14 protein-coding genes and 3 pseudogenes are annotated in these 12,098 nt (G+C 72.1%); 8 read left to right on the forward strand and 9 right to left on the reverse strand.

What is annotated here, in order from left to right; translation table 11 throughout:
• Nucleotides 1-4: 4 nt before the first annotated feature.
• From QC282_RS12570 to QC282_RS12600, 7 genes are all read right to left on the reverse strand, one after another.
• The gene (locus tag QC282_RS12570; protein ID WP_279549380.1) at nucleotides 5-862 is read right to left on the reverse strand and encodes a toprim domain-containing protein; all 858 of its coding nucleotides are present in this window, start codon (nucleotides 860-862) and stop codon (nucleotides 5-7) included.
• An 86-nt stretch (nucleotides 863-948) separates the two neighbouring features.
• Complete coding sequence (locus QC282_RS12575; RefSeq protein WP_279549381.1) at nucleotides 949-1,194, reverse strand: hypothetical protein; 246 nt, start codon at nucleotides 1,192-1,194, stop codon at nucleotides 949-951.
• Nucleotides 1,191-1,382 (reverse strand): hypothetical protein, encoded by a 192-nt coding sequence (locus QC282_RS12580; RefSeq protein ID WP_279549382.1) that lies wholly within the window; start codon nucleotides 1,380-1,382, stop codon nucleotides 1,191-1,193. Before QC282_RS12580 ends, QC282_RS12575 begins: the two co-directional genes overlap by 4 nt.
• The gene (locus QC282_RS12585; protein ID WP_279549383.1) at nucleotides 1,379-1,564 is read right to left on the reverse strand and encodes a hypothetical protein; all 186 of its coding nucleotides are present in this window, start codon (nucleotides 1,562-1,564) and stop codon (nucleotides 1,379-1,381) included. The genes QC282_RS12580 and QC282_RS12585 overlap by 4 nt, the downstream gene beginning before the upstream one ends.
• 119 nt (nucleotides 1,565-1,683) lie before the next feature.
• Complete coding sequence (locus QC282_RS12590; RefSeq protein WP_279549384.1) at nucleotides 1,684-2,148, reverse strand: hypothetical protein; 465 nt, start codon at nucleotides 2,146-2,148, stop codon at nucleotides 1,684-1,686.
• On the reverse strand, nucleotides 2,145-2,408 hold the full coding sequence (locus tag QC282_RS12595) for a hypothetical protein (protein ID WP_279549385.1): 264 nt from the start codon (nucleotides 2,406-2,408) through the stop codon (nucleotides 2,145-2,147). The genes QC282_RS12590 and QC282_RS12595 overlap by 4 nt, the downstream gene beginning before the upstream one ends.
• Nucleotides 2,409-2,424: 16 nt before the next feature.
• Nucleotides 2,425-2,763 (reverse strand): helix-turn-helix transcriptional regulator, encoded by a 339-nt coding sequence (locus QC282_RS12600; RefSeq protein ID WP_279549386.1) that lies wholly within the window; start codon nucleotides 2,761-2,763, stop codon nucleotides 2,425-2,427.
• 89 nt (nucleotides 2,764-2,852) lie between these two features.
• On the opposite strand from QC282_RS12600, the gene QC282_RS12605 reads away from it, so the two are divergent.
• Entirely contained in the window at nucleotides 2,853-3,629 is a 777-nt protein-coding gene (locus QC282_RS12605) for a helix-turn-helix transcriptional regulator (RefSeq protein WP_279549387.1), read from the forward strand.
• Nucleotides 3,630-3,716: 87 nt separating this feature from the next.
• A complete protein-coding gene (locus tag QC282_RS12610) occupies nucleotides 3,717-4,322 on the forward strand; it encodes a hypothetical protein (RefSeq protein WP_279549388.1) in 606 nt (201 codons plus the stop codon).
• Between the two features lie 39 nt (nucleotides 4,323-4,361).
• On the opposite strand, the gene QC282_RS12615 is transcribed toward QC282_RS12610, so the two are convergent.
• The gene (locus tag QC282_RS12615; RefSeq protein ID WP_279549389.1) at nucleotides 4,362-5,846 is read right to left on the reverse strand and encodes a recombinase family protein; all 1,485 of its coding nucleotides are present in this window, start codon (nucleotides 5,844-5,846) and stop codon (nucleotides 4,362-4,364) included.
• 42 nt (nucleotides 5,847-5,888) lie between these two features.
• On the opposite strand from QC282_RS12615, the pseudogene QC282_RS12620 reads away from it, so the two are divergent.
• The 6 genes and pseudogenes from QC282_RS12620 to QC282_RS12645 all read left to right on the forward strand — a co-directional run.
• A pseudogene (locus QC282_RS12620) lies at nucleotides 5,889-6,479 on the forward strand (ATPase, T2SS/T4P/T4SS family); the annotation flags it as partial.
• A 56-nt stretch (nucleotides 6,480-6,535) separates the two neighbouring features.
• Complete coding sequence (locus tag QC282_RS12625) at nucleotides 6,536-7,348, forward strand: type II secretion system F family protein (RefSeq protein WP_279549450.1); 813 nt, start codon at nucleotides 6,536-6,538, stop codon at nucleotides 7,346-7,348.
• Nucleotides 7,345-8,133, forward strand: coding sequence for a type II secretion system F family protein (locus tag QC282_RS12630; protein WP_279549390.1), 789 nt, complete (start codon nucleotides 7,345-7,347; stop codon nucleotides 8,131-8,133). The genes QC282_RS12625 and QC282_RS12630 overlap by 4 nt, the downstream gene beginning before the upstream one ends.
• 89 nt (nucleotides 8,134-8,222) lie before the next feature.
• Nucleotides 8,223-8,447, forward strand: coding sequence for a DUF4244 domain-containing protein (locus QC282_RS12635; protein WP_279549391.1), 225 nt, complete (start codon nucleotides 8,223-8,225; stop codon nucleotides 8,445-8,447).
• Nucleotides 8,434-8,787: pseudogene (locus tag QC282_RS12640) on the forward strand (TadE family type IV pilus minor pilin); the annotation flags it as partial. The gene QC282_RS12635 and the pseudogene QC282_RS12640, both read left to right, overlap by 14 nt.
• A gap of 269 nt (nucleotides 8,788-9,056) precedes the next feature.
• Nucleotides 9,057-9,386 (forward strand): annotated as a pseudogene (locus QC282_RS12645) (Rv3654c family TadE-like protein); the annotation flags it as partial.
• A 207-nt stretch (nucleotides 9,387-9,593) separates the two neighbouring features.
• Here the strand turns inward: QC282_RS12645 and QC282_RS12650 are convergent.
• Nucleotides 9,594-12,092 carry a DEAD/DEAH box helicase gene (locus QC282_RS12650; RefSeq protein WP_279549392.1) on the reverse strand — a complete coding sequence of 833 codons (2,499 nt, stop codon included), beginning with the start codon at nucleotides 12,090-12,092 and terminating at the stop codon, nucleotides 9,594-9,596.
• Nucleotides 12,093-12,098: the final 6 nt, after the last annotated feature.

Genomic DNA, 12,098 nt, shown 5'->3' on the forward strand with positions numbered 1-12,098 from the left:
GCCGTCACTGGGCCGCCGCCAGGTCGTTGGGGTACGGGACGGGCGCCCACACCTGGATGAACTCGTGATCCTTGTGGCCAGCGGCGAAGTGGTCAGCGGCGTCCTTGCCGGTCTTGGCCTGGACGACGTACACGGAGTGCGCCAGGCCGTGCAGGGACTCGACGACGGCGAGGGCGTGCTCGCGGCCCTTCTCGTCACGGTCGGCGACGATCGTGACGTCGGCGCCCTCCAGGTACTGGGCGTGCTCGGCGGTCCACTTCCCGGAGCCGCCCGCGTTGCAGGTGGCGGGCAAACCGTGGTCGACGAGGGCGTGTACATCCTTCTCGCCCTCGGCGACCCAGATGACCCGGTCCGCTTCCTTCGCGGCCAGCAGCTCGGGCAGTCGGTACGGGACCACGGCGACGATTCGGTTCCCGCGCTCGTCGTTCAGGGACCAGCGGCGGCCGGACTTCGTGGCCGGGTCGGGGCGCCACTGGGCGAAGTCCTTGTGGTCGCATCGGGTGACACCGTGGACGACGGCGCCGTTCTCGTCGCGGTAGACGTACTGGGCAACCCGCTTGTGGCCGTGCCGCTGGCAGGGGATCCAGGTGTCCTCGGTCGGCCGATCACGGGGTCGCTCAAAGGGCTTGTCGAACAGGTCGGCCATAGTCCAGCCGATCTCGGCGAGGAAGTCGTCGTTGCCCTGGCACTTGTGGCAGTACACGGCGACGCCCTCGTTGGTGTGGGCGATGGCGACGGTGTCGGGGGCGTCACCGCCGTGGCAGATGCCGCGCGTGCGGAGCTTGCCGCCCTGGTAGCGCGTGGGCTCGCCCCGGTCGCGGAGGATGTCCGCGAGCCTGTTGAAGGCGATTGCGTCGGTCACGAACGTGCTCTCTTCTACGAGCTGGATCGAAGGTTCGCGGGGTGCCGGCGGGCGCCGCGGGGGGAGTTGCGGCGCCCGCCGGCGGCTCAGGCGGCCCTGCGCTTGGCCTGCGCGACGTCCTCGGCGACGGAGGTGATGCGCATGCACCAGTCCCGTGCAGCAGTGATCACGGTGAGCGGGCTGGGCTGCTGCTCCAGGTCGTGCCGGATGGAGGCGAGGACCATCTCGTGCAGGGCGCGTTCCTGCTGCCGCTGCACGTACCTCTGGCCGTCGTCCTCGGGCAGCCTGGAGGGGTTGTCGATGGGCCACTGGCCCGGGTGACGTTCGGTCACGATGCCTCCTTGCGGTGGATCGGCCAGCCGGGGCCGGGCGGGATCTCGGGCTGGCCTTGGAGGGCGCGCGGGGTGTGCTCGGGGCAGCGCAGGCCGGGCAGGAAGCGGCGGACGCCGTCGGCCTTGCGGCAGTGGCGCCGCTCGGCGCCGATCCAGTGGCCGCACTCGGGTCGTGTCGACTCCTTCACGCCGCCTCCCCTCTAGCGAGGGCGGCGACGACGGGCGCGAAGATGCCGCGGAGCGTGGCCTTCTGCTCGATGGTCAGCGGCGGGGCCGCATCGACGATGGCGTCGATGCGAGCCCAGTAGGCGGCATTCCGGGCCGGGTCGTCGAAGCGGACAGGCCGGGCCGCGCGGCGCTCAAGGGCCATGCAATCCTCCTTGGATTGCTCAGGCCCCGCGCCCTCCGACAAGGACACCACAGATTTCGTATCGCGTTCCCCCCGCTCGGGGGAGCCGGTGCGGGACGCCGGCACGTTGCTCGCGGCGCTCATCCGCAGGCCTTGGTGATGGCGCGGATGCGGCGGTCGTCGGCTTCGCGGTCGAGCCGGGCTATCTCGGGGTCGCCCTCGACGTCGTCGGCCGCGGTCCGCTCGGCGGCGTCGACCACGGCCTCGAGGCGGGCAGTGAAGCCGCGCAGCTCGGCGAGCGCCTGGCGGGCCTCGGTCGGGCTCAGCTCCCCGGTGGACGTGCCGAAGTCGAGCCAGACGCGGGTCTGCCGGCCGTAGGCCTGCGGCTTGTCGTTGATGACGACGACCTGCGCGGCCAGCCACGGCCACTGGGCGCGCTCCTCGGGCGTGAGGCTGGAGTCGATGTCCCGCATGACGGTCTCGATCCGGTGGCTTGTGTGCCACTCGGGGGCGCCCGGGGCGTCGTGGTCGGTGGCGCAGTCGGGCGGGCAGCCCCAGCGGAGCAGCCACTCGGTACCGCGCTGCGCGGCGGTCAGCGCGGTCATCCCGTCACCCCCGGGTGGGCGAGGAGGGCACGCACGGCGGCGAGCCGCTGTGCCGGGTCCTGACCGGTGGGGACGACGATGCAGCGGTCGTCCTCGGTCTGGACGTACATGGCCACGAACTGGCTGTAGAGGCTTTCGTCGAGGGTGCTGCCGTCCCACTCCTCGATCTGCAGGCCGTGCTCGGCAGCGAGGACCATGACGGTCTCGCGCGGGTCAGGCTGGGTCGACGGCGGCGTTGCCGTCGTGGGAAGCTTGCTCATGAGCGCGTTCCGTTTCTTACTTGGCGTGAGGTGCGGATTGCTCGACTGGAGAGGCCGCCTCGCACGCGGCCTCTTCGTCGTTTCCGGCAGACGGTCCCGCCTCGCACGCGGGACCGGCGCCGATTTCCTCCGGCAGGAGGGGCTTCAGGTGGCCTGCTAGTTCATCGAGGTCGACGACCACGGCCAGGCGGTACAAGGCTTCGAGCGACAGCTGCTTCTCGCCTCGCTCGACCTTCGACAGGTGCCCGGGGTCGATCCCGGATCGTGCTGCTGCAGCCCGCAGAGACATCCCTTTCGCCTCGCGAGCAGCGCGTAGCGACCGAGACTTCAACGCGGACGTTGAATCAGTCTGCATAGCGTTGACCGTAGGCCACCGGGGTCACGGAGTCAACGACCCGTTGAGTGAATCTGGCGTGGCGTTGACTCGTGGTCTACGGTGAGGGCATGAGCGAAGACGACCCCATGCCTTGGGAGCGGGATGATCTACCGGAACATCTGCGCCGGCCGGAAGATCCGGTCCTGTCGATCAACCAGATCGTTTCCTACAACCTGATGCGGGCCCGGCGGACCCATGGGTGGACACAGCAGGACGTAGCGGAACTGCTTGAGCGCTACACCGGTCGATCCTGGTCAAACGCCAGCGTGAGTGCCGCCGAACGCGCCTTCCATGGCGGGCGCCCACGCCGGTTCGACGCGAGCGAAATCGTCGCGATGTGCAAGATCTTCGACGAGCCCATCTCCTATTTCTTCATGCCGCCAGAAGACGAGTACCGGAACAAGTCCGTGGGAATGAGGGAGTTTCCCCACGGCGGTCCAGGGGCTACCGCCGACGACCTCATGGCGTTGATCCCTACGGCGACGCTGGTCGAAATGCTGGGCATGCACAAGGCGCCAGCCGACTTCACGGACCGACTCCGACGCTTGGCGCTCCAATGGCTGGGGCTGTCATGGAGGGGATCGGAGTTCAGCTTTCCGCTCCGCGAGATCACGGATCTGGCCGACCTGGGCGTGGAAGCCACGGAACCGCAGGAGGAAGCGTCACGGCCTGGGGTGGAGGTGGAAATGGTGGAAGCGCGAGAACTCGCCCAGATTGTGGAGCAGCAGGTGGCGGAATCGCTTCGCGCTCTTCACCCCGAACTTGTACGCAGCATCGCCCAAGCGCTGGAGCAAGCCAATCTCACCGTGATCAAACCGAAGAACGAGAATGACACTCTGCAGTGAGACGTTCGACTGCGTTGACCTGAACAAACGAAAGCCCCGGCGGGTGCGGGAACACCCCCGAGGCGCGGCCGACAACTAGGAGTCGACATGGCCAACCCTACTGCCTCACCACTTGGCCCCCAGCCCGGAGACCGCCACGAGCGGTTGACCATCATCGAGGTCGTTCCCCGCAAGGTGCACTGCATGTGTGACTGCGGAGCGGAGCACACGATCGCGAGGGGAAAGTGGGGCAAGACCAAGTCCTGTGGCTGCTTGCAGCGGGAAACGACCGCAGCCCGAAACCGGCTGAACCAGACGCACGGCATGTCGAAGACGAAGACCTACAGGGTGTGGGTCGCCATGATCCAGCGATGCACCGACCCGAACGCGACCGGCTATGCCAACTGGGGAGGCCGGGGCATCACAGTCTGCGAGCGCTGGCGGAACAGCTTCGAGGCATTCCTCGCCGACATGGGCGAGAGGCCCGAGGGATGTTCCATCGACCGCATCGACAACAACGGCAACTACGAGCCGGACAACACTCGCTGGGCCACGGCGCAGGAACAGACCCAGAATCGTCGGCGCAAGGACACGTGCGGCAAGGGGCACCCCTTCACTGAAAAGAACATGTACTACCACGTGAAGACGAAGAACCGCCGTTGCCGCGAGTGCGACCGCGCAGCACGACGTGCGCGCCGAGCCACAGCTTCCTGATACGCCGTAGCGGCCTTGCAACTCCACATAGCAGGGCCGCTACCCCCGCTTCCAGTCGAAGACGACAGCTGAGTAATCGAAGTACCCGCCGTCGGGCATCCGGCCAGGTCGCGGCGTCTTCAGTGTCACCTCGACCAGCGACCGCAGCGCGGCACGCTGCCGCTCCAGGTCCAGCGCCTTCCATGCCGCCCGCACGTCCTCTGCCCCCACCAGGCCGGCCAGCGGGTCCCGCGTCGCCGCGCGGGCCAGCTGCCGCGTCACACCTTCCAGCTGGGCGCGCGCCGTGTCCATGCCCTCCGTGAACGCGCCCAGCTCGATCTGCCCGGCGCCGAACAGGCCGCCCAGGTCCCGCATTCGAGCCCGGATCTGCTCGCTTTCCGCCTGCAGCGCGGCCACGTCCACGCCGTCCGGCGCGGGCTCCAGTAGTTCGTGTGCGTCCGGCCGCTCCAGCCGCTCGACGATCGTGTCCTCAACGAACTGGTCCACGATGTCGGCGCGCCGGCCGCCGCCGTGCCCGGTCTGGCAGCGGTAGCTCGGGTACTGCCGGCCGCCGGACTGGGTGACGTACACGAAGTGCGGGCACTCGCCACGGCCGCACCGGTACAGCAGCGAGCCCAGCCACTTCGGCTGGGCGCCCTGGTTCACCGTGCGCGCCGGGTCCTTCAGGATCGCCACGACGGCCCGGTACTTCGCCTCGTCGACGATCGGCTCCCACTTCCCGCGGCCGACCTCCTCGCCCCGGTACACGGCGATCCCCGCGTTCCTCGGGCGCAGCAGCATGTCCCGCATGTCGGTGTGGGTGACCGGGTTCCCCCGCGTGGTGAGCACGCCCTTGTCCGCGCACCACTTCACCAGCGACCGGATCGACCCGCCGGACAGGATCTCGTCCGTCCAGAACCGCAGCGCTTCGGCTTCCTCGGGCACGGCCTTCGTCATGTCCAGCACGGGCGCCTCGACCTCTTCGCCGGTCTTCCGGTCGACCTTCGTGCGCATCTCGCCGGTGGGCACGCCCCAGCCGAAGGGGCGGATCCCGCCCGCCCACTCGCCGGCCATGGCCTTCTGCTGGCGTGCTCGGGCGACGCGGTGCCCCTTGTGCTCGGACTCCTGGCGGGCGACGGCGCCGAGGATGCGGGCGGTCATCCGGCCGGACGGCGTGGCGAGGTCGATCGTCCCGGCCTGCACGGTGTGCGTGGCGATGCCGCGGCGGTCGGACAGCTCGATGTACTCCTCCAGTTCGACGATGGAGCGGGTGAGCCGGTCCGTGTGCCAGACGATGACCACGGTCGCTCTGCCCTCGTCGAGGTCAGCGAGCATCCGCCGGTAGTCCTTGCGCAGCTTCCCGGAGAACGCGCTCACGTCGTTGTCGACGTACACCTCGACGACGTCCCAGCCCATGCGCTCGGCGAGGGCCTCGCAGTCCTCGCGCTGCCGGTCGACGCCCAGGCCGGCGCCCGTGCGGTCCTGGCTGATGCGGCAGTAGATGACGGCGCGCGTCCGGGCGTCCCCCGCTGGAGTGCTGTTCATGGACCGAGTGTGCCCCAGTAGTGGTGTCTCTGTCCCCACTTCGGGAAGACGACGCTGCTCAGCGCGCTGCTGGGGCTGGTCGGACCGGGGGAGCGGATCGTGCTCGCCGAGGACTCGGCCGAGTTGCGTCCCGACCATCCGCACGTCGTGCGGCTGGAGGCCAGACCCGCCAACCAGGAGGGCGCGGGGCTGGTCACGCTTGAGGACCTCGTGCGGCAGGCGCTGCGGATGCGGCCGGACCGACTGGTGGTGGGCGAAGTGCGCGGCGCCGAGGTCGTCCACCTCCTGGCCGCGCTGAACACAGGCCATGAGGGCGGTTGCGGCACGGTCCACGCCAACGCCGCCGCCGACGTGCCCGCCCGGCTGGAGGCCCTCGGGACGGCGGCGGGACTCGACCGGGACGCCCTGCACAGCCAGTTGGCGGCCGCCCTGTCCGTCGTGCTGCATCTCGTACGGGACGGGGCCGGGCGGCGGCGGATCGCCGAGGTGCACGTGCTGGAGCGGGGCCCCGCGGGGCTTGTGAGGACGGTGCCGGCGCTGCGGTGGGGCGCGGAGGCCTTCGCGTACGAGCGGGGCTGGGAGCGGCTCAGCGAGCTGCTGCGGAACGACGGTTGTGAAAGGGGACGGGAGTGACAACGGGGACGGTCGGGGCGACGACGGGCACGGCGGTGGCGTTCGCGGCGGCGGCGATGCTGCTGGCGGGTGGATGGCACCCGGGAGCACGGCGGGCTCGGCTGATGCTGGCCGGGGGCGGCGTGGTGGACACCGGGCCGCCGGGCTGGCGGGAGCTGGCCGAAAGTGTGCGTGGGTTGCGCGGGCGGCTGCGCCCCGAGTGGTGTGCGGTGGCGGTCGGGTTGCTGCTCGCAGTGCTGGGGTCGTCGGTGCTGCCGGTCGTCGCGGGGGTGGCCGGGGTGCCCGTGGTGCGGCGACTGCGGCTGGCGGCGCGGGCCCGGCGGGGTCGGGAGCGCCGGGGCGACGCGGTGATCGCGTTGTGCGGTGCGCTCGCCGGTGAGGTGCGGGCCGGCCGGCAACCGGGTGAGGCGCTGCTGCGTGCCGCCCGCGATTCCGGCGGGCTCGGGGATGCGCAGGCGACGGTGCTGGCGGCGGCGCGGTTCGGCGGTGACGTACCGGGAGCGCTCACGACGGCGGCGCGGCAACCGGGTGCCGACGGGCTGCTGGGACTGGCCGCGTGCTGGCGGGTGGCCGTGGACCAGGGCGCGGGCCTGGCCGCCGGACTCGACCGGCTGGAGGGGGCGCTGCGTGTCGAGCGGGACCAACGCGCGGATCTGCGCGCCCAGTTGGCGGGCGCTCGGGCCACGGCGGTGATGCTCGCCGGGCTGCCCGCTCTGGGCCTGCTGCTCGGCACCGCGCTGGGCACCGATCCGCTGCACGTGTTGCTGCACAGCGGCGCGGGACTCGGGTGCCTGGCCGTGGGCGGCGCGCTGGAAGGGCTGGGCCTGTGGTGGGCGATGCGGATCGTCCGGGGAGCGGAGGCGTCATGAGCGTGGAAGTTGTCCACAGGCTGGGGGTGGCCGTGGGGACGGCCCTGACTGTCGCATGGGCGGCGCGTCGGCTGGCGGTGATACGGAGCGAGAGGCGGCTGCGGCGGCGCCTGGCGGTGCTGCCGGCCCTCGGCGCGAGCCGCACCGAACGACGGCTCCCGGTGCGGGACGCCGCGCGGCGCGGGCTGCCCCTCATGGGTGCGGTGTGCGCCGGGTGGCTGCTGATCGGCGGGGTCGCGGGTGTCGCCGTGGGGTCGGTGGTCGCGGGCGGGTTGTGGCGGTGGCGGCTGCGGCAGGAGGCCTCCGGTACGGCGGCGGCGGAGCGGGATGCGGCCGAGGCGGCCCGGCAACTGCCGATCGCGGCGGACTTGTTGGCGGCGTGCATCGCGGCGGGCGCCGGGCCCGTGATCGCCGCCCAGGCCGTCGGGGAGGCCCTCGGCGGTCCTGTGGGGGACGGGTTGGCGCGCGGTGCGGCCGAGGTGCGGCTCGGCGGCGAACCGGGCGAAGCGTGGCGGAGGCTGGCCTCCGTGCCGGGCGCCGGACCGCTGGCGCGGCTGCTGGAGCGGGCCGACGTGTCCGGTCTTCCGGCGGCCGGACCGGTGGCGCGGGTGGCCGCGGAGGCGCGCGCCGAGTGGGCGCGTACGGCGACGGCACGCGCCCGGCGGGCGGCCGTCATGGTCACCGCACCCGTGGGGCTCTGCTTCCTGCCCGCGTTCGTCGCCGTGGGCATCCTGCCCGTGGTCATCGGGCTCGCCGGCGGGGTCCTGGGTGGAGGCGGGGGGTGATGCGCCGGGCCACATAGGGCGACGGGCGTCGGCACGGACAGCCGGCGGCAAGACAAGAACAACAACGTAAGCAGTCCACGGGGGTTGTGATGTTTCAGGCGATGCGGGCACGGCTGCGTGCCCTGGTGTGCGGGATGCGGGCGGCGGCGCGGCGAGGCGCGTGGAGGGACGGCGGGATGGTCACCTCCGAGTACGCGATGGGGATCGTCGCAGCCGTGGGGTTCGCGGTGGTGCTCTACAAGGTGGTGACGAGCGGGCAGGTCACCGCGGAGCTGCAGGACATCGTGAAGCGGGCGCTCAATGCGCGGATGTGAGAGGCGACGGGACGCGGACCGTGGGTTCGTGACGGCGGAGGCCGCCCTGGCGCTGCCCGTGCTGGTGACGGTCACGGCACTGCTGGTGGGCGGGCTGATCGCGGTGCTCCTGCAGATCCAGTGCGTGGACGCGGCACGGTCGGGTGCGCGGGCGGCGGCCCGCCAGGACCCCGAGGACCAGGTCGAGGAGGTCGCCCGCGGCATCGCACCCCGCGGTGCGACGGTCACGGTCAGCCGGGAGGCCGGCCAGGTCCGGGTGGTGGTCGTCGCGAAGACACCGCTGCCGTTCGACCTGCGGGCGGAGGCGGTGGCGGACGCCGAGGAGACGGGAGGTGTCGGCGAGGCGACACGCGTCGGGGGCGCGGCGGATGCCGAGGAGACGGCGGGCGCCGAGGAGACGGCGGGCGTTGGGAAGACGGCGGGCGTCGGGAAGCCGGCGGATGCCGAGGAGACGGCAGGCGTCGGGAGCGCGATGGGCGCTGGAGAGGCGAGACGCGTGGAGGGCGGGGCAGGCCGGGGGGAGGCGGCCGATGCCGAGAAGACGGCCGGTGTGACGGCGGGCGTTGAGGGCGCCGCGGCGGGCCCCGGGGAAGTGGCGAGGGCCGGGTCATGAGAGCGCGATTCTCCGATCGAGGATCGGCCACTGTCTGGTCCGTTGGTGCGATCGGCGTCCTGTGCGTGGTGTTCGGGGTCGTGCTCGCGGTGGGGCAGGTTGTCCTGGTCCGGCATCGTGCGGCCGGGGGTGCCGACCTCGCGGCGCTCGCGGCGGCGGACCACTGGACGGAGGGCGCCACGGCAGCCTGCGCCCGGGCGGACAGGGTGGCCCGGGCCCAGGGCACCCGGCTTGAGCGGTGCTCGGTGACGGGCGAGATCTCGGACGTGACGGCGACGGCGAGGCTGGGGCCGTTCACGGCACAGGCCCGGGCCAGAGCGGGACCGGCGGGGCAGGCACCCGCTGCGGCGCACCCGCAGGCCTACACGGGACCTGCGCCCACCCCAGCCGCGCCAGTGCCCACCCCAGCGGGGCCAGTGCCCACCCCAGCGGGGCCAGTGCCCACCCCAGCGGGGCCCGCGCCCACTACGGCAGGCTTCGTTGCCGAGGCGGCGCTCGCCGACCCGTACGGCCCCCGAGGCCGGTGCCGGCGCCTACTGCGGTGAACCCTCGGGCTTCGCCGCCGCGCCCTCCGGTGCCGCCGCTCCCGCCGCCCCCTGCAACAGCACCGTGAGCAGTCGTACCGCGCCCCGCTTGTGCAGAGGATCGTTGCCGTTGCCGCACTTGGGGGACTGGATGCAGGACGGGCAGCCGGCGTCGCACTCGCAGGAGGCGATGGCCTGGCGGGTCGCGGTCAGCCACTCGCGGGCGGTGTGGAAGGCGCGCTCGGCGAAGCCCGCGCCGCCGGGGTGGCCGTCGTAGACGAAGACCGTCGGCAGGAGGGTGTCGGGGTGGAGCGGTACCGAGACGCCGCCGATGTCCCAGCGGTCGCAGGTCGCGAAGAGGGGCAGCATGCCGATCGAGGCGTGCTCGGCGGCGTGCAGGGCGCCGCCGAGGATCTCGGGGTTGATCCGGGCGGTGTCCAACTGGTCCTCGGTGACCGTCCACCACACGGCGCGGGTGCGCAGCGTACGAGGAGGGAGGTCGAGTTTCGTCTCGCCGAGGACTTCACCGGTGATCAGGCGCCGGCGCAGGAAGGAGACCACTTGGTTGGTGACCTCGACGGAGCCGTAGCACAGGCGGCCGTCGCCCCAGGGGACCTCGATGTCGGTCTCCAGGACGGAGATCGCCGTGGTGTCGCGGGCGACTGTCGAATAGGGCGGGGCGGCCTGCTCGACGAGGGCGACGGAGTCCTCCAGGTCGAGCGAGCGCACCAGATAGGTGCGGCCCTGGTGGAGGTGGACGGCGCCCTCGTGGACGGTCGTGTGCGAGGCGCCCTCGTCGACCGTGCCGAGCAGCCGGCCCGTGCCGGCCTCGACGACCTGCACCGGCCGGCCGCCCTCCCCGCGGATGTCGGTCAGGTCGGCGGCTCGTTCGCGGCGGGTCCAGTGCCAGGCCTTCGTGCGGCGGCGCAGCAGCTTCGCGGCCTCCAGCTGGGGGAGGAGTTCGTCGCAGGCGGGGCCGAACAGTTTCAGGTCGTCGTCCGTCAGCGGCAGTTCCGCGGCGGCTGCGCACAGGTGCGGAGCCAGCACGTACGGGTTGTCGGGGTCGAGGACGGTGGACTCCACGGGCTGCTCGAACAGGGCCTCGGGGTGGTGCACGAGGAACGTGTCCAGCGGGTCGTCGCGGGCGACCAGGACCGCGAGGGCGCCCTGGCCGGATCGTCCGGCCCGGCCCGCCTGCTGCCACAGGGAGGCGCGGGTGCCCGGGTAGCCGGCGATGACCACGGCGTCCAGGCCGGAGATGTCGACGCCGAGTTCGAGGGCGTTGGTCGCGGCCAGGCCGAGGAGTTCGCCGGAGTGGATGGCGCGTTCCAGGGCGCGGCGTTCCTCGGGGAGGTAGCCGCCGCGGTAGGCCGCGACACGCCGGGCGAGGGAGCGGTCGACCTTGCCGAGGCGTTCCTGGGCGATGACGGAGATCAGTTCGGCGCCGCGCCGGGAGCGGACGAAGGTGACCGAGCGGATGCCCTGCACGGTGAGGTCGGTCAGCAGGTCGGCGGCCTCGGCGGTGGCGGTGCGGCGGACGGGGGCGCCCTTCTCGCCGTGCAGTTCGGTGAGCGGCGGCTCCCACAGTGCGAACACCAGTTCGCCGCGCGGTGAGGCGTCGTCGGCGACCTCCACCACGGGCAGGCCGGTCAGGCGCCGGGCGGCGACCGACGGCTCGGCGGCCGTCGCGGAGGCCAGCAGGAAGACGGGGGAGGCGCCGTAGCGGGCGCACAGCCGGCGCAGTCGGCGCAGCACCTGGGCGACGTGCGAGCCGAAGACGCCGCGGTAGGTGTGGCACTCGTCGACGACGACGTACTTCAGCGCCTTCAGGAAGGAGGCCCAGCGGGGGTGTGAGGGCAATATGCCGCGGTGCAGCATGTCCGGGTTGGTGAGGACGTAGTTCGCGTACTGGCGGATCCACTCGCGTTCCTCGACCGGCGTGTCGCCGTCGTACACGGCCGCCCGGACGGAATTGCCCAGGGGGTGTGAAAGTTCCTTCACCGATCGGCACTGGTCCGCCGCAAGTGCCTTCGTCGGGGCCAGGTACAGGGCGGTGGCGCCACGGCCGTTCGGGGCCTCGGCGCCGTCCAGGAGATCGGAGAGCACCGGCACCAGGTAGGCCAGGGACTTGCCGGAGGCGGTGCCGGTGGCGACGACCACCGACTCGCCGTCCAGGGCGTGCTCGGCGGTGCGGGCCTGGTGCTCCCACGGGTGTTCGATGCCCGCTGCCTGCACGGCTGCGACGACCTCGGCTCGGATCCGGTCCGGCCAGACGGCATGGCGGCCCGCACGCGGGGGCAAGTGCTCCGTATGAGTGATGCGCGAAGCCCGGCTCGGCCCGGCGGCGAGCCGGTCCAGGACCGTGCCCGGATCCAGGCGGGAGACGGGGTCCGTCGTGGGTCGATCGGATCGGTGATTCTTGGCCATCGGCTCCGAGTGTGTCACTGGCGTGACGGACAATGGAGTCAAGGCGTCGTGCACGCCTGCCGGTAAGTGATTGAATGCCATCGCGGC

Origin of the sequence: Streptomyces sp. DH24, from assembly GCF_029813775.1 — a bacterium.
Taxonomy (GTDB): domain Bacteria; phylum Actinomycetota; class Actinomycetes; order Streptomycetales; family Streptomycetaceae; genus Streptomyces.